General features: G+C 35.7%; 32 protein-coding genes. 1 reads left to right on the top strand and 31 read right to left on the bottom strand.

Annotated elements, in window-relative coordinates; translation table 11 throughout:
- Positions 1-183: 183 nt before the first annotated feature.
- On the bottom strand, positions 184-2037 hold the full coding sequence (locus AC3FI7_RS18720) for a glycoside hydrolase family 35 protein (RefSeq protein WP_491460672.1): 1854 nt from the start codon (positions 2035-2037) through the stop codon (positions 184-186).
- Between the two features lie 66 nt (positions 2038-2103).
- Between AC3FI7_RS18720 and AC3FI7_RS18715 the strand changes: the two genes are divergently transcribed.
- Positions 2104-2538, top strand: a complete 435-nt coding sequence (locus AC3FI7_RS18715) for a hypothetical protein (RefSeq protein ID WP_002983275.1) — start codon at positions 2104-2106, stop codon at positions 2536-2538.
- A 69-nt stretch (positions 2539-2607) separates the two neighbouring features.
- Here the strand turns inward: AC3FI7_RS18715 and AC3FI7_RS18710 are convergent, their stop codons facing one another.
- From AC3FI7_RS18710 to AC3FI7_RS18565, 30 genes are all read right to left on the bottom strand, one after another.
- Positions 2608-4677, bottom strand: coding sequence for a T9SS type A sorting domain-containing protein (locus AC3FI7_RS18710; protein WP_491460671.1), 2070 nt, complete (start codon positions 4675-4677; stop codon positions 2608-2610).
- A 74-nt stretch (positions 4678-4751) separates the two neighbouring features.
- A complete protein-coding gene (rplQ, locus tag AC3FI7_RS18705; protein WP_027371704.1) occupies positions 4752-5273 on the bottom strand; it encodes a 50S ribosomal protein L17 in 522 nt (173 codons plus the stop codon).
- Between the two features lie 6 nt (positions 5274-5279).
- Entirely contained in the window at positions 5280-6275 is a 996-nt protein-coding gene (locus AC3FI7_RS18700; protein ID WP_002983269.1) for a DNA-directed RNA polymerase subunit alpha, read from the bottom strand.
- A gap of 33 nt (positions 6276-6308) precedes the next feature.
- Positions 6309-6917, bottom strand: a complete 609-nt coding sequence (gene rpsD / locus AC3FI7_RS18695) for a 30S ribosomal protein S4 (protein WP_002983266.1) — start codon at positions 6915-6917, stop codon at positions 6309-6311.
- Between the two features lie 19 nt (positions 6918-6936).
- Positions 6937-7326 (bottom strand): 30S ribosomal protein S11, encoded by a 390-nt coding sequence (rpsK, locus tag AC3FI7_RS18690; RefSeq protein ID WP_002983263.1) that lies wholly within the window; start codon positions 7324-7326, stop codon positions 6937-6939.
- A gap of 12 nt (positions 7327-7338) precedes the next feature.
- Positions 7339-7716, bottom strand: coding sequence for a 30S ribosomal protein S13 (rpsM, locus tag AC3FI7_RS18685; protein ID WP_002983260.1), 378 nt, complete (start codon positions 7714-7716; stop codon positions 7339-7341).
- A gap of 9 nt (positions 7717-7725) precedes the next feature.
- Complete coding sequence (gene rpmJ, locus AC3FI7_RS18680; protein WP_007839480.1) at positions 7726-7842, bottom strand: 50S ribosomal protein L36; 117 nt, start codon at positions 7840-7842, stop codon at positions 7726-7728.
- Positions 7843-7903: 61 nt separating this feature from the next.
- Positions 7904-8119 (bottom strand): translation initiation factor IF-1, encoded by a 216-nt coding sequence (infA, locus tag AC3FI7_RS18675; protein WP_002983257.1) that lies wholly within the window; start codon positions 8117-8119, stop codon positions 7904-7906.
- A gap of 3 nt (positions 8120-8122) precedes the next feature.
- A complete protein-coding gene (secY, locus tag AC3FI7_RS18670; protein ID WP_002983253.1) occupies positions 8123-9502 on the bottom strand; it encodes a preprotein translocase subunit SecY in 1380 nt (459 codons plus the stop codon).
- 9 nt (positions 9503-9511) lie between these two features.
- Positions 9512-9961, bottom strand: a complete 450-nt coding sequence (gene rplO / locus AC3FI7_RS18665; RefSeq protein WP_142725340.1) for a 50S ribosomal protein L15 — start codon at positions 9959-9961, stop codon at positions 9512-9514.
- Between the two features lie 21 nt (positions 9962-9982).
- On the bottom strand, positions 9983-10159 hold the full coding sequence (rpmD, locus tag AC3FI7_RS18660; protein WP_002983247.1) for a 50S ribosomal protein L30: 177 nt from the start codon (positions 10157-10159) through the stop codon (positions 9983-9985).
- An 11-nt stretch (positions 10160-10170) separates the two neighbouring features.
- Positions 10171-10692: a 30S ribosomal protein S5 gene (rpsE, locus tag AC3FI7_RS18655; RefSeq protein WP_002983245.1), complete on the bottom strand. Its 522-nt coding sequence runs from the start codon at positions 10690-10692 to the stop codon at positions 10171-10173.
- Positions 10693-10711: 19 nt separating this feature from the next.
- Positions 10712-11065 carry a 50S ribosomal protein L18 gene (gene rplR, locus AC3FI7_RS18650; RefSeq protein WP_034694689.1) on the bottom strand — a complete coding sequence of 118 codons (354 nt, stop codon included), beginning with the start codon at positions 11063-11065 and terminating at the stop codon, positions 10712-10714.
- Positions 11066-11080: 15 nt separating this feature from the next.
- Complete coding sequence (gene rplF, locus AC3FI7_RS18645) at positions 11081-11626, bottom strand: 50S ribosomal protein L6 (protein ID WP_002983238.1); 546 nt, start codon at positions 11624-11626, stop codon at positions 11081-11083.
- A gap of 17 nt (positions 11627-11643) precedes the next feature.
- The gene (gene rpsH, locus AC3FI7_RS18640) at positions 11644-12042 is read right to left on the bottom strand and encodes a 30S ribosomal protein S8 (RefSeq protein WP_002983236.1); all 399 of its coding nucleotides are present in this window, start codon (positions 12040-12042) and stop codon (positions 11644-11646) included.
- 146 nt (positions 12043-12188) lie between these two features.
- The gene (gene rpsN, locus AC3FI7_RS18635) at positions 12189-12458 is read right to left on the bottom strand and encodes a 30S ribosomal protein S14 (RefSeq protein WP_002983233.1); all 270 of its coding nucleotides are present in this window, start codon (positions 12456-12458) and stop codon (positions 12189-12191) included.
- 3 nt (positions 12459-12461) lie between these two features.
- Positions 12462-13013 carry a 50S ribosomal protein L5 gene (gene rplE / locus AC3FI7_RS18630; protein ID WP_065400324.1) on the bottom strand — a complete coding sequence of 184 codons (552 nt, stop codon included), beginning with the start codon at positions 13011-13013 and terminating at the stop codon, positions 12462-12464.
- A 13-nt stretch (positions 13014-13026) separates the two neighbouring features.
- On the bottom strand, positions 13027-13353 hold the full coding sequence (gene rplX, locus AC3FI7_RS18625) for a 50S ribosomal protein L24 (protein ID WP_002983229.1): 327 nt from the start codon (positions 13351-13353) through the stop codon (positions 13027-13029).
- Between the two features lie 21 nt (positions 13354-13374).
- The gene (gene rplN / locus AC3FI7_RS18620; protein ID WP_002983226.1) at positions 13375-13743 is read right to left on the bottom strand and encodes a 50S ribosomal protein L14; all 369 of its coding nucleotides are present in this window, start codon (positions 13741-13743) and stop codon (positions 13375-13377) included.
- 2 nt (positions 13744-13745) lie between these two features.
- Positions 13746-14000, bottom strand: coding sequence for a 30S ribosomal protein S17 (gene rpsQ / locus AC3FI7_RS18615; RefSeq protein ID WP_027381310.1), 255 nt, complete (start codon positions 13998-14000; stop codon positions 13746-13748).
- Between the two features lie 12 nt (positions 14001-14012).
- Complete coding sequence (gene rpmC, locus AC3FI7_RS18610; protein WP_002983223.1) at positions 14013-14198, bottom strand: 50S ribosomal protein L29; 186 nt, start codon at positions 14196-14198, stop codon at positions 14013-14015.
- 12 nt (positions 14199-14210) lie between these two features.
- Positions 14211-14636 (bottom strand): 50S ribosomal protein L16, encoded by a 426-nt coding sequence (rplP, locus tag AC3FI7_RS18605; RefSeq protein ID WP_002983219.1) that lies wholly within the window; start codon positions 14634-14636, stop codon positions 14211-14213.
- Between the two features lie 97 nt (positions 14637-14733).
- On the bottom strand, positions 14734-15483 hold the full coding sequence (rpsC, locus tag AC3FI7_RS18600) for a 30S ribosomal protein S3 (protein ID WP_002983216.1): 750 nt from the start codon (positions 15481-15483) through the stop codon (positions 14734-14736).
- Positions 15484-15490: 7 nt separating this feature from the next.
- The gene (gene rplV / locus AC3FI7_RS18595; RefSeq protein WP_002983214.1) at positions 15491-15889 is read right to left on the bottom strand and encodes a 50S ribosomal protein L22; all 399 of its coding nucleotides are present in this window, start codon (positions 15887-15889) and stop codon (positions 15491-15493) included.
- Positions 15890-15891: 2 nt separating this feature from the next.
- On the bottom strand, positions 15892-16170 hold the full coding sequence (gene rpsS / locus AC3FI7_RS18590; RefSeq protein ID WP_002983209.1) for a 30S ribosomal protein S19: 279 nt from the start codon (positions 16168-16170) through the stop codon (positions 15892-15894).
- 2 nt (positions 16171-16172) lie between these two features.
- Complete coding sequence (rplB, locus tag AC3FI7_RS18585; protein WP_002983208.1) at positions 16173-16994, bottom strand: 50S ribosomal protein L2; 822 nt, start codon at positions 16992-16994, stop codon at positions 16173-16175.
- Between the two features lie 22 nt (positions 16995-17016).
- On the bottom strand, positions 17017-17307 hold the full coding sequence (gene rplW / locus AC3FI7_RS18580) for a 50S ribosomal protein L23 (RefSeq protein ID WP_002983204.1): 291 nt from the start codon (positions 17305-17307) through the stop codon (positions 17017-17019).
- A gap of 3 nt (positions 17308-17310) precedes the next feature.
- The gene (gene rplD, locus AC3FI7_RS18575) at positions 17311-17940 is read right to left on the bottom strand and encodes a 50S ribosomal protein L4 (protein ID WP_002983197.1); all 630 of its coding nucleotides are present in this window, start codon (positions 17938-17940) and stop codon (positions 17311-17313) included.
- Positions 17931-18557: a 50S ribosomal protein L3 gene (rplC, locus tag AC3FI7_RS18570; protein WP_115927399.1), complete on the bottom strand. Its 627-nt coding sequence runs from the start codon at positions 18555-18557 to the stop codon at positions 17931-17933. Before rplC ends, rplD begins: the two co-directional genes overlap by 10 nt.
- A 191-nt stretch (positions 18558-18748) precedes the next feature.
- Positions 18749-19645 carry a LysR family transcriptional regulator gene (locus tag AC3FI7_RS18565; protein WP_343660130.1) on the bottom strand — a complete coding sequence of 299 codons (897 nt, stop codon included), beginning with the start codon at positions 19643-19645 and terminating at the stop codon, positions 18749-18751.
- Between the last annotated feature and the right edge of the window lie 74 nt (positions 19646-19719).

The following is a 19719-nucleotide window of genomic DNA, read 5'->3' as shown; positions in this document are numbered from 1 at the left end:
AACGAATTGAAATCAATTACACCTTTGTGTAATATCCTGGTTTGAGTCTGAAGTTATGGTTCTGTTTTTAGTTTTTATTAAAATTAATTAATTTTTCATTCAAAACCAATATAAAAATAAATATTTCACAATAAATTAAAACAAACAATAAATAAGAAGTAATAAAATTTCTAAAATTAACAATTATTTCACGATCTGATCAAGAATAGGATGATCAATACCGCTCACGGTATGATGAAAATCAATCTGTTCAAAAATCTGAATCAGGTTTCTTCCCTTTTTCAACCATACTCCGGGAATATAAAGGGTCTGTTGAGGACCTACCGTGCTCCAGTACCTCCCTGCATTTTTCCCGTTGATAAAAACGATTCCTTTTCCAAAGCTTCTCATATCAAGAAAAGTATCTCCTGTTTCATCAAGTGTAAATTCAGCTTCCTGAATTACGGGTGAATGAGCTGCAATAGGTTTATTTTTAAAAGTATGTTGAGGAAAGGTATCAAAAGGCAGTGGAAGCATTTCCCAATTTCCATAAATTTCATTACCATTGATCTCAACCGGACTGATAATCCCTTTTAAATTATGAACGATCTCTGCCCCATAATTGATCCTGCCCATATTTTCAACCAGAATTTCTAACCGGTCACCGGGCTTGATTTCGATGTCAAGATCATATTTTTTGTTGACCCTGTTCAGCTCTCCTTTCCATGCTCCATTAATATAAACGTTGGCATAATCCCTTAATCCTTTAATCTCCAATTTTCCCTTCTGTTCTTTTTCAAATTTCCTTCTGTACAGAATATATCCGCTTCCCTGATTAAGATCTTCGAACGTAAGTGGCTTATCATTCTTAACAGGTTTCATACGATCGGTAAGATCAAAAAGGCAGCTTACTTTTGAAAATTCAATTTCAGGAATAGTGATCACATGTATCGGCTTTGGAATATCCGGAAGCTTGTTCTGTTGTATTTTTTGAAAACTTTCTCTCAGTGCGTTATATTTTAGAGTAGCCCATCCCGCTTCACTGATTGGGGCATCATAGTCATAGCTGGTAATATCCGGCTGTATGTCATGGTCCTTATCGTAATTGGCACCACTGGTAAACCCAAAGTTGGTCCCTCCGTGAATCATATAGTAGTTAAAAGAAATCCCATTTTTTATATACAACTCGGTCTGCCTTACGACTTCTTCTGTAGAAACTTTAACAAAAGGCTCTGCCCAGTGATCAAGCCATCCCGGGTAGTATTCTGCAACCATGTAGGGACCTTTGCCTCCATTATATTCATTGATACTTTTCTTTAAAACATCAATATCACTCTCTCCGTTTGCCGTTGGCAAAGCACCTTCAACAGAACCTCCTTTAAAAAGTGAACTTCCATCTGAAGTAAATAACGGCACCGAAATTCCACTTTTCAACAGCATTTCTTTAATTTTATGGCTGTATTTCCTGTGCTCTTCGAGTGAAATATCTTTCCTCTGCGCCACATAGGATCCAAATTCATTTTCAGCCTGTACCATAATCACCGGACCGCCATTATTTATCTGCAAGGGTACAATCTGTTTTGCGAGTTCACTGATATATTTTCTGCATTCTTCTAAGAAAGCTTTATTATCCCTTCTTATTTCAAGATCCTTATTTTTTTGCAGCCACCATGGGTAACCTCCAAATTCCCACTCTGCACACACATAAGGGCCAGGACGGATGATAACATATAAACCAACTTCCTGTGCAGTTTGTATAAACTTCTTCAGATTTTTCTCTCCCGAAAAATTCCACTTTCCGGGAGCTTCTTCATGGTAATTCCAGAAAACATAAGTAGTAACCGTATTTAAACCCATTGCTCTCATCATTTCCAAACGATGCTTCCAGTATGCTGACGGAACCCTCGGATAATGCATCTCTCCGGAATATATGGTAAACGGTTTTCCGTTTAAGAAGAAATGTCCCTCTCTGATTTCAAATTTCCCTTTTTGAGAAAACACAGTATTCAAAGAGAAAAATAAAAGAATGATGCTAAAATAACGGCTAAAATTTCTCATATTGTAAGGCATGATTTTTGTAAAATTTAAAATATAAAAATCAATTGAATATCAAATAATATAATCATGAAAAAAAGTCTTTTAGCACTGGGTGCTGTATTGGCACTGACAGTAGTCAGCTGCAAAAAAAGTGAAAGCGGAAACAAGAGTGTTATCAAAACAGACAGCTCAGAAACTGTAGTTACTGATAATAACGGAAAGATAGATTCGGTAACACAAAGTTCTTCTACTGTAGACATCAACGGACAGAAAACAGAGAAAACAGATTTTGTTTATAAAGCTACTGACGGAACACTGGTGAAAGTAGTATTTAAAAACGATCCGAAAGAAAGTACGGTAGCCATTACCAGCAACAAAAAAACATTCACTTTGCCTAAATCGGAAACCAAAGGTGATGAAACCATTTATAAGAAAGATGATATGACTGCAAGGGTAAAAGGAGACAGCCTTCACCTTGAACAAGGAAATAATATTATTGAGCTGAAAAGAACAAAGATCTAAAATAAAAATGTCCCTCCAATGCTGAGGGACATTTACTTTTATAATCATTAAATATTTTAGTACCTGTATTTAATTTTTAATTACCTTTTTTACGTAAGTTGTATTCTCCGAAATAATTTTTATGAAATAAATTCCTTTTGCTAGATCAGAAATATCAATAGTATTTGATTTAGAATTTTCTATATTTTTAAAAATTTTTCCAGAAATATCAAACACAATAATATTTTTGACTTGATCTTTACTCTCGAAAAATAGAATTGAAGAGGTTGGATTAGGATAAATCCTCATTGTATTCTTGGTTTCTATTCTTTCATCATTGGTTGACAAGGTTCCATTTACCAAATCCAATGCATAAAATCCATACGGTGCTGTTCCTATTATATAGTCCTTATAAATAGCGAACTTTCCCATATTCGCTCCAATTAAATATAATAATTTTGTATTCAGTATTTTTTGCCAGGATACTCCATAATCTGTTGTTTTCCAAACATCACCTTTATAGGCTCCATAACCAATACCATCATCAAAAATTTCAAAATCTTTAAAAGATGATGTCATGTTATTATTTATAAACCATGTGTTTCCAAGATCAACAGAACAGTACTGTCCTATATATATTCTTGATGAATTTCCAAAAACAATATCCCGGGGTTGATCAAACACTCCAGGAAAGTTAATGACAGCCCAAGTTATACCACCATCAATTGTTTTCATCATTTTTTCACTAGTAAGAAGAAATCCTACATTATTATCTACAAATTTCATTACTCTAACATGCCGCCCTACTTCAAAAGGAGTTGACCATCCTGTAGATGCATTGTAAGTAGTAACGTATCCTTTATAAGAATTTGCATTGTCGCCTCTTGTTGCCATTGCGAAATCTCCATTAGGTTTCATTGCAAGTGCACCAGTTAAAGGATACGGAATATTTTGGGCAGTCCATGTTAAACCGCTATCTTGTGTTCTCCAAAATTCATAGGAACTGTTACGTATTCCAATTCCTTTACCATTAGAAAGTATACTTAAAGAACCAGTAGGTACATTAGGAGGCATATACTTCCAGGTCATTCCTTTATCTACTGAAACATAACCTCCTACTGTTGCCAAATGTTTAGATGCATAGGCATTATTATATATTAAGCCCCCGCGTAAAATCCATTTGACATTTGTAGGAATCCAATTAATAAGATCTGTACTTTTAAAAATAGAATGGTTTATTTCGTCACTTGTTTCATTATCTGTACCCAAAAGAAATTTTACTCCGCTTACTGCCAAAGAAGTAAAGATATAGTATGAAGAAGGGTATATAAGACTTGAATCCCATACTTCTCCTGTAGCTGTTCTATATAATTTGTTTGGAATGCCAAGTCCAACTGCAATGAATTCATTATTATATATCTTAATATCCCTCAGTCCATTGATGCTAACATCAATCCATGTATTACCACCATCTAGTGTATATCTCGTAGTTCCTCCAGTAAGAGTTGCAATGCCATTGAGTGGATTTTTAAAAATAATTTTATCAAATTTTTCAGTGGTTTCACTTACCTTAGTCCATGTTGCTGCTCCGTCGGTGGATTTAAAAATAAAACTCTTACCTAATGTAGCATCGGTTACGCAGTATCCAGTATTAGCATCGGTAAAAAAGACACTGGTAATTTTGTCTGCATAAACAGTAGGTATCATATACACATTCCATGTCACCCCGCCATCAGTAGATTTCATTATTCGGCTATTTGTAGTACTAATAAAGATTGTGTTATCATTCAGAACAAATAAAGATTGGGGAAAGTATGAGCTAGGTAATGGATGGGAAATACCCGGAGTAGAGAATTTAGAGTCTGTAATTATCAGATTATATCCTATTACTGCATATCCTTTGTTATTATGAATTGTAAAATCTGCTACTGAACTCATTTCATTGATTTGTCGCCATGTTTTACCATCGTTTTCAGTAATCAATAAGTCATCATATTCATTTCTCTTTTTTACCAAATAGCTTCCATCTGGTAAAATTTCCATTTTCATCACTCGTTCACCTTTTAAAAATGGGGTAGTAAGTTGCCAATCAGTGTTCAATGACTGACTGGAAAATAAAGTACAGCATAGTATTGCTGTAAAAAGTAGTATTTTCTTCATAGATTAGTTTTTAAAATAAAAGGAGCTTGTAGTAACTACAAGCTCCTTTAGCATATTTTGAAGTATAAAACTTATTATTCTTCAGTTTTTTCTTCAGTAGTATCAGCTTTAGCTTCTTCTACTTTCTCCTCCACTGCAGGAGCTTCAGCAACTACAGCTTCAGCTTTTTTAGGTGCAGCAGTTGATCTTCTGCTTCTTCTTGTAGCTTTTTTCTCTTCAGCATTAGGGTTGTAAAGCTCGTTGAAATCTACCAATTCGATAAGCGCAGTATCAGCAGCATCACCTGGTCTGAATCCTGTCTTGATGATTCTTGTATAACCACCGTTTCTTTCAGCGATTTTAGGAGCTACAGTTCTGAATAATTCAGCAACCGCAAATTTATTTTGAAGGTAAGAGAATACTACTCTTCTGTTGTGTGTAGTATCTTCTTTTGCTTTTGTTAATAGAGGCTCAACATATACTCTTAAAGCTTTAGCTTTAGCTACAGTAGTGTTGATTCTTTTATGCTCAATTAGAGAACAAGCCATATTAGAAAGTAAAGCACTTCTGTGAGAAGCTGTTCTTCCTAAGTGATTGAATTTTTTACCGTGTCTCATTATTAATTATTTATCAGCGTCTAACTTATATTTTGCAACGTCGAAACCGAAGTTAAGACCTTTTGAATGCACTAATTCTTCTAGTTCTGTCAAAGATTTTTTACCAAAATTTCTGAATTTCATCAAATCAGACTTACTGTAAGAAACCAATTCTCCAAGAGTTTCTACTTCAGCCGCTTTCAGACAGTTAAGGGCTCTTACGGAAAGATCCATATCTGCTAATTTAGACTTAAGAAGTTGTCTTGTGTGAAGAGTTTCTTCATCATATTGAATAGATGCTTTTACAGCTTCAGTTTCAAGTGTGATTCTCTCATCAGAGAATAACATGAAGTGATAAATTAATATCTTAGAAGCTTCAGTTAAAGCATTCTGAGGGCTGATAGAGCCGTCAGTTTCTATATCTAATACAAGTTTTTCGTAGTCTGTTTTTTGCTCTACACGATAATTTTCAATGCTGTATTGTACTTTCTTGATTGGCGTGAAAATAGAGTCAATAGCAATAGTACCTACAGGTGCATTGTTTGACTTATTTTGTTCTGAAGGAACATATCCTCTACCTTTTTCAATATTGAAAGTAATTTCGAAAGTTACATCAGTGTTTAGGTTGCAGATCACCAAATCCGGGTTAAGAACCTCAAATCCGTTGATAGACTTTCCTAAATCACCAGCAGTAATAACCGTTTGACCTGAAACTTTAGCAACAACCTGCTCGTTAGCCTGGCCTTCTGCTGCAGCTTTTAATCTTACCTGCTTAAGGTTAAGAATAATTTCGGTAACGTCTTCGATTACTCCTGGAATAGTTGAAAATTCGTGCTCTACACCTTCTATTTTGATAGATGAAATAGCGTATCCTTCCAGAGAAGAAAGCAACACTCTTCTCAAAGCATTACCGATTGTAAGCCCGAAACCTGGTTCTAAAGGTCTGAATTCAAATTGACCTTTAAATTCATCAGAGTTAAGTAAAATTACTTTATCGGGTTTTATGAATTGTAAAATTGCCATATTATTGGGTTGAGCAAAAATTTGATTAAAAAATTATTTAGAGTAAAGTTCGACGATAAGGTTTTCCTTAATGTCCTCCGGAATCTGGATTCTTTCAGGAGCAGAAACGAAAGTTCCTTCTTTCTTCTCATCGTTGAATTGTAACCACTCATAGTTTGACTTAGAAGCCAATGCATTGGTAACAACTTCAAGAGACTTAGACTTTTCTCTTACAGCGATTACATCACCAGCTTTTACCAAGTAAGAAGGGATATTAAGAATTTCTCCGTTCACAGTGATGTGTCTGTGAGAAACCAATTGTCTTGCAGCAGATCTTGTTTTAGCAAAACCGAATCTGTATACTACGTTATCCAATCTTGATTCACAAAGTTGTAATAGAACTTCCCCTGTTACACCTTTACTTCTGTGTGCTTTGTCAAATAAGTTAGCAAACTGTCTTTCTAAAATACCGTAAGTATATTTAGCTTTTTGTTTTTCAGCTAACTGAACTGCATATTCTGATTTTTTAGCACCTCTTCTTTTGTTAGGACCGTGTTGTCCTGGCGGTTGGTTCTTTCTTTTTTCGAAGTTCTTATCATCTCCGTAGATTGCAGCACCAAACTTTCTAGCAATCTTAGTTTTAGGTCCAATATATCTTGCCATAATGGGTAAATTCTAAAAATTAAACTCTTCTTCTTTTTGGTGGTCTACATCCATTGTGTGGCATTGGAGTCACATCAATGATTTCGCTAACTTCAATTCCTGAATTGTGGATAGATCTGATTGCAGATTCTCTACCTGCACCAGGTCCTTTCACAAACACCTTTACTCTTCTTAATCCAGCTTCGTGAGCTACAGCAGAGCAATTTTCAGCTGCCATCTGAGCAGCGAAAGGAGTATTCTTTTTAGAACCTCTGAATCCCATTTTACCGGCAGATGCCCAAGAAATTACTTCTCCGTTTTTATTTGTTAAAGAAATAATAATATTATTAAAAGACGCCTGGATGTGAGCTTCACCAATTGCCTCTACTTTTACTTTTCTTTTTTTAACTACTTTAGTTTGTTTTGCCATAATTCCTAACGATTATTTACTAGCTTTTTTCTTGTTAGCAACAGTTTTTCTCTTCCCTTTACGTGTTCTAGAGTTGTTTTTCGTTCTCTGGCCTCTTAAAGGTAATCCAAGTCTGTGACGTATTCCTCGTTGGCATCCTATGTCCATCAATCTCTTGATGTTCAATTGCACTTCAGATCTCAATTCTCCTTCTACTTTTACGTTTTCAGAGATATATGTTCTGATTGCAGCCAATTCATCGTCATTCCATTCGTTGACTTTCTTGTCTTCGCTGATACCGGCAGCTTTAAGGATTTCAGAAGAAGTACTTCTTCCTACTCCATAGATGTAAGTTAAACCGATAACACCTCTTTTGTTTTTTGGTAAATCAATACCTGCAATTCTCGCCATAATTTAATGTTAACCTTGTCTTTGTTTAAATTTTGGGTTCTTCTTGTTGATTACGAATAGTACACCTTTTCTGCGTACGATTTTGCAATCAGCGCTTCTTTTTTTAATTGATGCTCTTACTTTCATTTTGATAGTATTTATTTTTTACAAATGCCAAATGGAATGGGTATTCCATTTGGCTAATTGTTTAATATCTAAATGTGATCCTCCCTTTTGTTAAATCATAGGGAGACATTTCTAGTTTTACCTTATCTCCAGGTAAAAGTTTAATATAATGCATTCTCATTTTACCGGAGATATGAGCAATAAGGATATGCCCATTTTCCAGCTCTACACGGAACATGGCGTTCGAAAGTGCTTCCACGATCACGCCATCTTGTTCAATATGTTTTTGTTTTGCCATAAATTAATATCCAGTCGTTCTTGATAATTTAGACTGCATTAAGCCATCATAATGATGGTTCAGCAGATATGTATTAATCTGTTGAACTGTATCTAAAATTACACCCACCATAATTAATAATGATGTTCCCCCGAAAAATAGGGCAAACGCATCTGTCTGAACAAAGCTTCCATGCACAATTGCCGGAAGGACTGCAAAGATAGATAAAAAAATTGCACCTGGCAAGGTAATTTTTGATAAAATATCATCTAAATAATCAGCGGTCTCTTTACCTGGTCTTACTTTCGGTACTAAACCTCCATTTCTCTTCAAGTCATCAGCCATCTGGTTTACCGGAATTGTAATCGCAGTATAGAAAAATGAGAAGATAATAATTAATAGCGCAAACAATACGTTGTACTGCCAGCTAAAAACATTCTTGAAACCTGCAAGAAAAGTATTAGACTCATCGAATTTTGTTAATAATCCTGGTACGAACATCAATGCCTGGGCAAAGATAATCGGCATTACACCAGCAGCATTTACTTTCAATGGAATCCATTGTCTTGCTCCCTGCATAAGATTTCTGTTTACACCTCCTCTTGCTTGAGCTCTGCTTACATACTGAATCGGAATTTTTCTAACAGCTACTGATAAGATCACTGCTAAAAGAACTACCAACATCCAGAATAATACTTCAATAAGGATCATAATAGATCCCATTCCTCCTTTACCGTTCTGCACGGCCATCTCCTGAACGAATGCTTCAGGTAATCTTGAAAGGATCCCCACCATAATAAGGATAGAGATACCGTTTCCGATACCTTTGTCAGTGATTTTTTCACCTAACCACATTGCGAATACTGAACCGGCAACCAGGATAACGATACTTGGCAACCAGAACATGATAGAATTTGGCTCTACATAGTATGCAGACTGGAACTGAGCATACGGTAAGAATAATTGAGTAATAGAAGTTAAGTAAGAAGGTGCCTGTACCAGACAAACTCCAATCGTTAACCATCTTGTAATTTGGTTCAATGTATTTCTACCTGACTCTCCATCTTTCTGAAGCTTCTGAAGATAAGGAATAGCCATCCCCATCAACTGAACAATAATAGAAGCAGAAATATAAGGCATGATTCCTAACGCCATTACGGAAGCGTGGCTGAAAGCTCCCCCCGTAAACGACGAAAGCAAGCCAAGGAGACCTGCTCCTTGCTTGTTACCGCCTTGATTTTTATAATGCTCTAAGAGATCTCCCACCTCCGCAAGGTTAATTGCCGGAAGTGAGATATAAGATGCGAATCTATACACAAGGATAATACCTAAAGTAAAGAGAATTTTATCTCTAAGTTCTTTAAGACTCCAAATATTTTTAAGTGTTTGTATAAATTCTTTCATTAGTAAGTATTATAAGGTAATTGCTTTTCCACCTGCCTTAGCAATAAGCTCTTCAGCAGATTTAGTGAATTTGTCAGCAGAGATTGAAACCGCAGATTTCAATTCTCCTCTACCCATAATTTTCACTAATTCGTTTTTAGAAACTAAACCGTTTGCTACTAAAACTTCTTTCGTGATATCTCCTGTGATGGATTTGTTCTCGATTAAAGTTTGGATTGTATCAAGGTTTACTCCTCTAAACTCTTTTCTGTTTACGTTTTTGAATCCGAATTTAGGTAATCTTCTTTGTAAAGGCATTTGTCCACCTTCGAAACCGATTTTCTGAGAATAACCAGCTCTAGACTTCTGACCTTTGTGTCCTTTTGTTGAAGTACCTCCTTTTCCACTACCTTGACCTCTACCAATTCTCTTTGAGTTGAAAGTAGATCCTGCAGCAGGTTTTATGTTATTTAAATTCATTTTAATTTCTCTTTTATAAAATTATTTTTGAACTTCAAGTAAGTGGTTTACTGCAGCGATCATTCCTAAGATAGAAGGAGTAGCTTCGTGTTCTACAACTTGGTGAAGTTTTTTTAATCCTAATGCTTCAAGCGTTCTCTTTTGGGTTTTTGTTCTACCAATAGCGCTTCTTACTTGCTTTACTTTAATTGTTGCCATTGTTTTAATTATTAACCGTTAAACACTTTACTTAGAGAAATTCCTCTCATTCTAGCGATCTCTTCAGGTCTTCTGATGTCTAATAACGCTTTGAAAGTAGCTTTCACCACGTTGTGAGGGTTAGAAGATCCTTTAGATTTTGAAAGGATATCGTGAATACCAGCAGATTCCAATACCGCTCTTACCGCACCTCCGGCGATCAATCCTGTACCGTGAGAAGCAGGTCTTAGGAAGATATCTGCACCACCGTATCTAGCAGTAGTTTGGTGAGGAATAGTGTGGTTCATTACAGGAACTTTCACAAGGTTTTTCTTAGCGTCTTCAACTGCCTTAGCAATTGCAGAAGCAACCTCTTTAGATTTTCCTAAACCGAAACCGATAACACCTTCTTCGTTTCCTACTACAACGATAGCAGAAAATCCGAAAGCTCTACCCCCTTTTGTTACTTTTGTTACTCTGTTAACAGCTACGAGACGATCTTTCAATTCTAATCCTCCCGGTTTTACTCTTTCTATATTATCTAGTCCTAACATATTTTCCGAAATTTAATGATTAGAATTTAAGTCCACCTTCTCTTGCACCATCAGCCAGAGCTTTTACTCTACCGTGGTATACGAATCCGTTTCTGTCAAATACAATACTTTCGATTCCTGCAGCGATAGCTTTAGCAGCGATAGCTTTACCAACAGCAGCAGAAACTTCAGTCTTAGTACCTTTAGCGTCTACACCTTTCTCTCTTGAAGAAGCAGATGCTAAAGTTTTACCATTTTTATCGTCGATTAACTGAGCGTAAATTTCCTTATTACTTTTATATACAGATAATCTTGGCAATTCAGAAGATCCAGAGATTTTCCCTCTTACTCTTCTTTTGATTCTTATTCTTTTTTCTAATTTACTTAATGCCATAATACTTATAATTTATTAAGCAGATTTACCAGCTTTACGTCTAACATTTTCACCAACGAATCTTACACCTTTTCCTTTGTATGGCTCAGGCTTTCTGAAAGAACGGATCTTTGCAGTAACCATTCCTAGAAGTTGCTTGTCATGAGACGTTAAAGTAATAATTGGGTTTTTACCTTTTTCAGTCAATGTATCAACTTTTACTTCATTTGGAAGTTCTAATACGATACCGTGAGAGAATCCTAAAGCTAATTCAAGTTTTTGACCTGAGTGAGAAGCTCTGTATCCTACCCCTACTAGTTCTAGTTTCTTTTCGAAACCTTCTGATACACCAACGATCATGTTAGCGATCAACGCTCTGTATAAACCGTGAAGCGCTTTGTGTTGTTTAGAATCAGATGGTCTGTTTACGTTAAGTTCACCATCTTTTTGTTCTAAAGTAATTCCTGCTGTAAGCTCCTGAGAAAGTTCTCCTTTAGCTCCTTTTACAGTTACTACACCATTGTTTTCAGTGATTGTAACTCCTGCTGGAATTGTTATAATTGCTTTACCAATTCTTGACATTTTCCTGTGATTAAAAATTAATAAACATAGCAGATTACTTCACCGCCTACTTTCTCTTCTCTAGCTTTCTTGTCAGTCATTACTCCTTTTGAAGTAGAGATGATAGAAATACCCAAACCGTTTAGTACTCTTGGAAGCTCAGCTGAACCTTTGTACTGTCTCAAACCTGGTCTAGAAGCTCTTTGGATAGACTTGATAGCTGGTTTGTTAGTTTGCTTATCGTACTTTAAAGCGATTTTGATCACTCCCTGAACAGCGTTATCTTCAAACTTGTAGTTTAAGATATACCCCTGATCAAATAAGATCTTAGTAATCTCCTTTTTGATTTTCGATGCAGGAATTTCCACCACTTTGTGGCCTGCGCTTTGTGCGTTCCTTACTCTTGTTAGGAAATCTGAAATTGGATCTGTTACCATTTTTCTTTTATAAATTATTGGTTAAAGAACAATCAGTTTTGCAAAGACTTGAAGAGTAAAATATCAGACTTCAGAAATCTTCAGTCTGATATTTTTATCTTTAGTATCTGAACAACTTAATTGTCCCGATTTTTAATTAGTAATTATTACCAACTAGCTTTTCTTACACCTGGGATAAGACCGTTGTTTGCCATTTCTCTGAAAGTTACTCTGGAAATACCGAACGTTCTCATGTATCCTCTTGGTCTACCTGTCAGTTTACATCTGTTGTGTAATCTTACAGGAGAAGCATTTTTAGGCAATTTTTGAAGTCCTTCGTAATCACCAGCTTCTTTAAGAGCTTGTCTTTTAGCAGCGTATTTAGCAACTAGTGCTTCTCTTTTGCGCTCACGCGCTTTCATTGATTCTTTAGCCATTTCTTAGTTCTTTTTAAATGGTAAACCGAAGTGAGTTAATAATGCTTTAGCTTCTTTATCTGTTTTCGCAGTAGTAACGAAAGTGATGTCCATCCCCTGGATTTTTTTCACTTTGTCGATTACGATTTCAGGGAAGATAATCTGCTCAGTAATACCTAAGTTGTAGTTACCTCTACCATCGAAACCATCAGCTTTGATTCCAGAGAAATCTCTGATACGAGGCAAAGCAGAAGAAGTAAGTCTGTCTAAGAATTCATACATCTGGTTTCCTCTTAAAGTAACTTTAGCTCCTACTGGCATCCCTTTTCTCAATTTGAAAGCAGCTTCGTCTTTCTTAGAGATCGTACCAACAGCCTTTTGACCAGTGATATTCGTAAGCTCTTCTACAGCATAATCAATGATTTTCTTGTCTGCAGTAGCATCACCTAAACCTTGTGATACAACGATTTTCTCTAATTTAGGTACCTGCATTACTGACTTATACCCGAATTCTTCCATCATTGCAGGAACAATTGTCTCTTTATATGCTTTTTTGGGTCTTGCTATATATTCCATGTGTTATTTAAAATTATAAAGTTTCACCCGTTTTTTTGTTGATTCTTACTTTCTTATCTCCTTCGATTTTGTAACCTACTTTGATAGCTTTTCCGTCTTTACCAACTAAAGCTACGTTTGAGATATGAATAGAAGCTTCTCTTTCAACGATTCCTCCTTGAGGATTTGAAGCTGAAGGCTTAACGTGCTTTTTGATGATGTTAAGTCCTGCAACAACTACTCTAGGGTCTCTACCTTCTTTCTTGATCACTTCAATAACTTCACCAGTCTTACCTTTGATATCTTTCTTACCAGTAGTAATGATTACGTTATCTCCTCTTTTTATTTTTAACTTTGACATTTCTTTAAAAAATTTTAAAAATTAAAGTACTTCAGGAGCTAATGAAATGATTTTCATATATTCTTTGTCTCTCAACTCACGAGCAACCGGTCCGAAAACACGAGTTCCTCTCATTTCTCCCGCTGCGTTTAGCAATACACAAGCATTGTCGTCGAACTTGATGTATGAACCATCTTTTCTTCTAACTGCTTTTTTAGTTCTTACTACTACAGCTTTAGATACCTGACCTTTTTTAGCGTTTCCTGATGGCGTAGAATCCTTGATAGTAACAACGATTTTATCACCAACTGAAGCATATCTTCTTCTGGTTCCTCCCAGAACTCTGATAACTAGTACTTCTTTCGCACCTGTGTTATCAGCAACTTTTAATCTTGATTCTGTTTGTAACATTATTACTTAGCTTTTTCAATGATTCTTACTAATCTCCATCTCTTGTTCTTGCTCAAAGGTCTAGTTTCCTGGATTAAAACTGTATCTCCCTCGTTGCATTCGTTGTTCTCGTCGTGTGCAGTATATTTTTTCGTTTTTAATACGAATTTACCGTACATCGGGTGCTTCATTCTCATCGTTTCACTAACAACAATGGTCTTTTCCATTTTATTGCTGGAAACCACTCCGATTCTTTCTTTTCTTAAATTTCTATCCATTGTAAAATGAAATTATTGTTTGTTAGTTAACTCAGTGTTTAGTCTTGCGATTGTTTTTCTCAAATCTTTGATTTGAATCGGGTTTTCAATTGGGCTGATTGCATGAGCCAATTTCAATTTAGAATATTGAGCTTTTGCTTCAGTTAATTGAGCTTGAATATCACCCGCGCTTAAATTTTTAATATCAGCTTTTTTCATTGTATTCAAAGATTATAGAGGTTTAACAAAATCGTTAGCAACGATGAATTTAGTAACTACTGGTAATTTCTGTGCTGCAAGTCTAAGAGCTTCTTTCGCTACTTCGTAAGGAACTCCACCAACTTCGAACATAATTTTACCTGGTTTTACTACAGCTACCCAGTATTCAACAGCACCTTTACCTTTACCCATCCTTACTTCAGCTGGTTTTTTAGTAATTGGCTTATCCGGGAAGATTTTGATCCATAGTTGACCTTCTCTCTTCATATATCTTGTCGCAGCGATACGAGCCGCTTCAATTTGTCTTGCAGTGATCCAAGCTCCTTCAGTCGCTTTGATCCCAAAAGTTCCGTAAGCAAGTTGACTACCTCTCTGGGCATTCCCCTTCATCTTCATCTTATGAACTCTACGGAATTTGGTTCTTTTTGGTTGTAACATAATTTCTAAATTTTAGATTTTAGATTTTAGATTTTAGATTTTTTTTAATTTTAAAAAAGTAACGGTAATTTAAAACTCAAAACTCTAATCTAAAATTTTAATTATTATTGTTATTGTTGTTGTTTTTTCTAGGTCTTCTGTTGTCTCTGTCTCCTCCTCTGTTTCCTCTTTCAGACTGACCTCCTTTTTTCTGCTGTCCCACTAGTGGAGAAAGTTCTCTTTTACCGTAAACTTCGCCTTTCATGATCCAAACTTTCACTCCTAATCTACCGTAAGTAGTATGAGCTTCTGCCCAGTGGTAATCGATATCAGCTCTGAAAGTTGACAATGGAATTCTTCCTTCTTTGAAAGATTCTGATCTTGCCATTTCAGCTCCGTTTAATCTACCAGAGATTTGAACTTTGATACCTTCAGCACCCATTCTCATAGTACTTGCCATTGCCATTTTAACAGCTCTTCTGTAAGAAATTCTGTTTTCAATTTGCTTAGAAATACTATCAGCAACCAATACAGCATCTAATTCAGGTCTTTTGATTTCGAAGATGTTGATTTGAATATCCTTACCAGTCAATTTCTTCAACTCTTCTTTTAATTTATCAACTTCCTGACCTCCTTTACCGATGATAAGTCCCGGTCTAGCAGTAGTAATAGTTACTGTAACTAATTTTAAAGTTCTTTCAATATAAATTTTTGAAATACCACCTTTAGATAATCTAGCTTCAAGGTATCTTCTGATTTTGTAGTCTTCAGCGATTCTGTCTCCATAATCGTTTCCACCAAACCAGTTAGAATCCCATCCTCTGATGATACCTAATCTGTTACCAATTGGATTTGTCTTCTGTCCCATACCTTGATTAATTTTCTTTATTACCTAAGATTAATGTAACGTGGTTAGATCTTTTTCTGATTCTATACCCTCTACCTTGTGGAGCTGGTCTTAGTCTCTTCAATTGTCTTGCGCTATCCACGAAGATTTCTTTAACGATAAGGTTTGCTTCTTCAATATCCGCACCTTCGTTTTTCACCTGCCAGTTTGCCATAGCAGAAAGAAGTAATTTTTCTAATTTGTTAGAAGCATCCTTCTTAGAATATTTTAGGATATAAAGAGCTTTATCTACCTGCTCTCCTCTAATGATATCAGCAACTAATCTCATTTTTCTTGGAGAAGACGGGCAATTATTTAATGAAGCTTTTACAACGTCTTTGTTAGCTTCTTTTCTTGCGATTGAACTATCTTGTTTTCTTGATCCCATGATTATCTGCTTCCTTTGTTTTTGTTACCACCATGACCTCTGAAAGATCTTGTTGGAGAAAATTCGCCTAACTTGTGACCAACCATGTTTTCTGTAACGTAAACAGGGATAAAAGATTTCCCGTTGTGTACAGCAATAGTTTGTCCTACGAAGTCCGGAGAGATCATAGATGCTCTAGACCAAGTTTTGATAACTGTCTTCTTACCAGACTCTATATTTGCCTGAACCTTCTTATCTAAAGTATGATGAATGAACGGTCCTTTTTTAAGTGATCTTGCCATAATTATTTTCTTTTAGATACGATGTAACGGTTAGACACTTTGTTTTTCTTTCTAGTTTTGTAACCTTTAGCCGGTTTACCGTTTCTAGATCTTGGGTGACCTCCTGAAGAACGTCCTTCACCACCACCCATTGGGTGATCTACTGGGTTCATTACAACCGCTCTTGTTCTTGGTCTTCTACCTAACCATCTGCTTCTACCAGCCTTACCTGATACAGTTAATTGGTGATCTGAGTTGGAAACAGAACCAATCATTGCCATACATTCAGTAAGGATCATTCTTGATTCTCCTGAAGGTAACTTGATGATTGCATATTTACCATCTCTTGAAGTTAATTGAGCTGAAGAACCAGCACTTCTTGCTAAAATTGCACCTTGTCCAGGCTTCATTTCAACACAAGAGATTACAGTACCCAATGGAATGTTTTTCAATTTCATTGCGTTACCTACGTTTGGTTCAACGCTTTCTCCTGATACTACTTTCTGATCAACTTTGATACCGTTTGGAGCGATGATATATCTCTTCTCTCCGTCTGCGTACTCTAATAAAGCGATAAATGCAGTTCTGTTTGGATCGTATTCTACAGATTTTACAGTTGCTTCAACGTTTGCTTTGTTTCTTTTGAAGTCAATAATTCTGTATTTCTTTTTGTGTCCACCTCCGGTGTAACGCATGGTCATTTTACCTGTGTTGTTACGTCCACCTGACTTTTTAATACCAACTACTAGAGATTTCTCTGGTTTGTTAGTAGTAATTTCCTCAAAATTGTTTACAATTCTGAATCTCTGTCCCGGGGTGATAGGTTTTAATTTTCTAACAGACATTACTATTATTTATAATTAATAATTAATTTACAGCAAAAATATCGATAACCTCACCTTCAGCAAGTTTGATTACCGCTTTTTTCAATTTGTTTGTCTTTCCTACTTGAAGACCTTTTTTAGTGTATTTTGAAGAAACCTTCGGAGCATAAATCATTGTGTTAACGTCTGCTACTTTTACACCGTAAGCTGCTTCAACAGCTTTTTTGATCTCGATTTTATTCGCCTTAGGATTCACTAAGAAAGAATAAGAACCTCTTAAATCTGTAAGGTAATTAGCCTTTTCTGAAATAACTGGTTTAATAATAACTGACATGATTTATTTCTTTAAATTTTCCTGGAATTTTTCAACTGCACCTTCGAAGAAAATGATCTCACCAGCATTTACCAAATCGTAAGAACTGATTTCATTGAAGTTCATTACTTTAGCTTTAGGCAAGTTTCTTGAAGATAAATATACATTCTTGTTAGCTTCAGGAAGAACGAATAAAGATTTTTTACCGTTAAGTTCCAATGCATTTAATACATTGATGAAATCTTTAGTCTTAGGAGCAGCAAAGCTCATATCCTCTAAAACTTTAATGCTGTTGTCTCTCATTTTCTGAGATAAAACAGATTTCTTAGCCAATCTCTTAAGAGCTTTGTTCAATTTGAATCTGTAGTCTCTTGGTTTTGGTCCGAATACTCTACCTCCACCTCTGAATACTGGAGATTTGATATCACCGTATCTAGCAGATCCTGATCCTTTTTGCTTCTTAAGCTTTTTGGTAGAAGCCGTAATTTCGCTTCTTTCTTTTGCTTTATGAGTACCTTGTCTTTGAGCAGCAAGATACTGTTTAACTTCTAAGTAAACCGCGTGCTGATTTGGCTCAATTCCGAATACTGTTTCGTCTAGAGTTACTTTTCTTCCGGTCTCTTTTCCTGATGTATTTAATACTACTAGTTCCATTTTCTGATAATTACATAAGAATTTTTAGCTCCCGGAACAGCACCTTTTACTACTAAAAGATTTTGTTCTTGATCAACTTTTAACACTTGAAGGTTTTGAACAGTTACCTGCTTACCTCCCATTCTTCCAGCCATTCTCATCCCTTTGAATACTCTTGAAGGGTCTGAACCAGCACCGATAGAACCTGGAGCTCTAAGTCTGTTGTGCTGACCATGAGTTGCCTGCATTACACCTCCAAATCCGTGTCTTTTAACAACACCCTGGAAGCCTTTACCTTTTGAAGTTCCTGTTACGTCAACAAATTCACCTTCAGCGAATAAATCAACTTTTACTTCTTCTCCTACTTTTACTTCATCAACGAACTCTCTGTAGAATTCTACTAATTTAGCTTTAGGAGCAGAACCAGCCTTTTTAAAATGGCCAGCTAACGCTTTACCAACGTTCTTCTCACTCTTGTCATCGAAACCTAACTGAACAGCTTTATAACCGTCTTTTTCTAAGGTTCTGACCTGTAAAACCGAGCATGGACCAGCTTGGATAACTGTACAAGGAATGTTTTTTCCTTCTTCGTTAAACAAAGATGTCATACCGATTTTTTTACCAATAATACCTGACATTGTTTATATTATAATAAAATTTATCCTTTATTTATCACCATTTTTCGGAAGTCTGAAGCAATTTCTACTTTTGATATAGGCATACTACGCCCCTAAAATGAGTGTGCAAATTTATGAATAATTTTGTAACTGACAAATATTTCGCGTAAAATATTTTGATTTTTAATCATTTAGCCATTTCAGAAAAAAAACTATCCGAAATTTTGAAAATACTCTTTGAAGTTTAAAAGAAAATCATTAATATATTTTTTTCCAACATCTGATTTTCTTACCACCAGGTAATGCTTTCTTTTCAAACCGTTATTTCCGATTCTTTTAAACCTCAATTCATCAGAAAGCCTGAATGAGAGCAATGCCCATTTCGGCATACACGTAATTCCTATATTAGCCTGCACCATTTCCAAAGTAACTTCTGTTAAGGGAACTGCGGAAATTTTCGCCGGCATAATTCCGTTCGGGTTCAGAAATACCTCGTAAACAGAAACCGTTTTTAGTGGAAAAGAATGAATAATTAAATGCGCATTCAGAAAATCTTCTGCAACCAAGTATTCTGAAGCATTCAAAAGGCTCTCATGATGAATGACTGCAAAAATTTCATCCTCAAAAATCTCAATACTGACCAACTCTTTATTACCCGAAGGTTTTGAAGTAACAACTGCAATATCGATTTCATTGGATATTACTTTTTCAACAGGCCTATGGGTCGCCTCCAATACCAGATCCACCTCAATTTCAGGATATAATACTTTCATTTTATTAATAAACAAAGGCAGCCCCTGATAGAATGAATAACACTCTGTACTGATCTTTATTGTACCTGCAGCTCCGGCTCTTATCTGCTGAATGGTATTCAAACCGTTCCCAATACTTTCTATTACCGTACATGCAGTTTTATAAAGAATACTTCCCTCTTCCGTCAGCTCCCATTTGTTCCTAGTTCTGTAAAACACCTTAAAACCAAGCTGAATTTCCAGATCCTTAAGCTGATGACTTAATGCAGACTGTGTTAAAAAGAGTTTTTCAGAAGAACCCGCAATACTCCCCTCCTCCGCAATTGTTTTAATAAGTTTTAAAAACTTGATTTCCATAATGCAAAGTTAACAATATAACAAAAAAACAATGTCTGAAAATATTTCATCCAGAACTGCAGAGCATTCAATTT

This window comes from Chryseobacterium sp. TQ-BC-N36 (genome assembly GCF_058382295.1).
Note: the sequence above shows the minus strand (reverse complement) of the source record. Positions and strands in the feature narration are given on the sequence as shown.

Coding starts and splice junctions, on each gene's coding strand:
- AC3FI7_RS18720 (WP_491460672.1), bottom strand. CDS start 2,037: ATGAGAAATTTTAGCCGTTATTTTAGCATCATTCTTTTATTTTTCTCT.
- AC3FI7_RS18715 (WP_002983275.1), top strand. CDS start 2,104: ATGAAAAAAAGTCTTTTAGCACTGGGTGCTGTATTGGCACTGACAGTA.
- AC3FI7_RS18710 (WP_491460671.1), bottom strand. CDS start 4,677: ATGAAGAAAATACTACTTTTTACAGCAATACTATGCTGTACTTTATTT.
- rplQ (WP_027371704.1), bottom strand. CDS start 5,273: ATGAGACACGGTAAAAAATTCAATCACTTAGGAAGAACAGCTTCTCAC.
- AC3FI7_RS18700 (WP_002983269.1), bottom strand. CDS start 6,275: ATGGCAATTTTACAATTCATAAAACCCGATAAAGTAATTTTACTTAAC.
- rpsD (WP_002983266.1), bottom strand. CDS start 6,917: ATGGCAAGATATATTGGACCTAAAACTAAGATTGCTAGAAAGTTTGGT.
- rpsK (WP_002983263.1), bottom strand. CDS start 7,326: ATGGCAAAACAAACTAAAGTAGTTAAAAAAAGAAAAGTAAAAGTAGAG.
- rpsM (WP_002983260.1), bottom strand. CDS start 7,716: ATGGCGAGAATTGCAGGTATTGATTTACCAAAAAACAAAAGAGGTGTT.
- rpmJ (WP_007839480.1), bottom strand. CDS start 7,842: ATGAAAGTAAGAGCATCAATTAAAAAAAGAAGCGCTGATTGCAAAATC.
- infA (WP_002983257.1), bottom strand. CDS start 8,119: ATGGCAAAACAAAAACATATTGAACAAGATGGCGTGATCGTGGAAGCA.
- secY (WP_002983253.1), bottom strand. CDS start 9,502: ATGAAAGAATTTATACAAACACTTAAAAATATTTGGAGTCTTAAAGAA.
- rplO (WP_142725340.1), bottom strand. CDS start 9,961: ATGAATTTAAATAACATAAAACCTGCTGCAGGATCTACTTTCAACTCA.
- rpmD (WP_002983247.1), bottom strand. CDS start 10,159: ATGGCAACAATTAAAGTAAAGCAAGTAAGAAGCGCTATTGGTAGAACA.
- rpsE (WP_002983245.1), bottom strand. CDS start 10,692: ATGTTAGGACTAGATAATATAGAAAGAGTAAAACCGGGAGGATTAGAA.
- rplR (WP_034694689.1), bottom strand. CDS start 11,065: ATGGCATTAAGTAAATTAGAAAAAAGAATAAGAATCAAAAGAAGAGTA.
- rplF (WP_002983238.1), bottom strand. CDS start 11,626: ATGTCAAGAATTGGTAAAGCAATTATAACAATTCCAGCAGGAGTTACA.
- rpsH (WP_002983236.1), bottom strand. CDS start 12,042: ATGGTAACAGATCCAATTTCAGATTTCCTAACAAGAGTAAGGAACGCA.
- rpsN (WP_002983233.1), bottom strand. CDS start 12,458: ATGGCTAAAGAATCAATGAAAGCGCGTGAGCGCAAAAGAGAAGCACTA.
- rplE (WP_065400324.1), bottom strand. CDS start 13,013: ATGGAATATATAGCAAGACCCAAAAAAGCATATAAAGAGACAATTGTT.
- rplX (WP_002983229.1), bottom strand. CDS start 13,353: ATGTCAAAGTTAAAAATAAAAAGAGGAGATAACGTAATCATTACTACT.
- rplN (WP_002983226.1), bottom strand. CDS start 13,743: ATGTTACAAACAGAATCAAGATTAAAAGTTGCTGATAACACAGGTGCG.
- rpsQ (WP_027381310.1), bottom strand. CDS start 14,000: ATGGATAGAAATTTAAGAAAAGAAAGAATCGGAGTGGTTTCCAGCAAT.
- rpmC (WP_002983223.1), bottom strand. CDS start 14,198: ATGAAAAAAGCTGATATTAAAAATTTAAGCGCGGGTGATATTCAAGCT.
- rplP (WP_002983219.1), bottom strand. CDS start 14,636: ATGTTACAACCAAAAAGAACCAAATTCCGTAGAGTTCATAAGATGAAG.
- rpsC (WP_002983216.1), bottom strand. CDS start 15,483: ATGGGACAGAAGACAAATCCAATTGGTAACAGATTAGGTATCATCAGA.
- rplV (WP_002983214.1), bottom strand. CDS start 15,889: ATGGGATCAAGAAAACAAGATAGTTCAATCGCAAGAAAAGAAGCTAAC.
- rpsS (WP_002983209.1), bottom strand. CDS start 16,170: ATGGCAAGATCACTTAAAAAAGGACCGTTCATTCATCATACTTTAGAT.
- rplB (WP_002983208.1), bottom strand. CDS start 16,994: ATGTCTGTTAGAAAATTAAAACCTATCACCCCGGGACAGAGATTCAGA.
- rplW (WP_002983204.1), bottom strand. CDS start 17,307: ATGTCAGTTATTATTAAACCAGTTATTTCAGAAAAGGCTAATTACCTT.
- rplD (WP_002983197.1), bottom strand. CDS start 17,940: ATGGAACTAGTAGTATTAAATACATCAGGAAAAGAGACCGGAAGAAAA.
- rplC (WP_115927399.1), bottom strand. CDS start 18,557: ATGTCAGGTATTATTGGTAAAAAAATCGGTATGACATCTTTGTTTAAC.
- AC3FI7_RS18565 (WP_343660130.1), bottom strand. CDS start 19,645: ATGGAAATCAAGTTTTTAAAACTTATTAAAACAATTGCGGAGGAGGGG.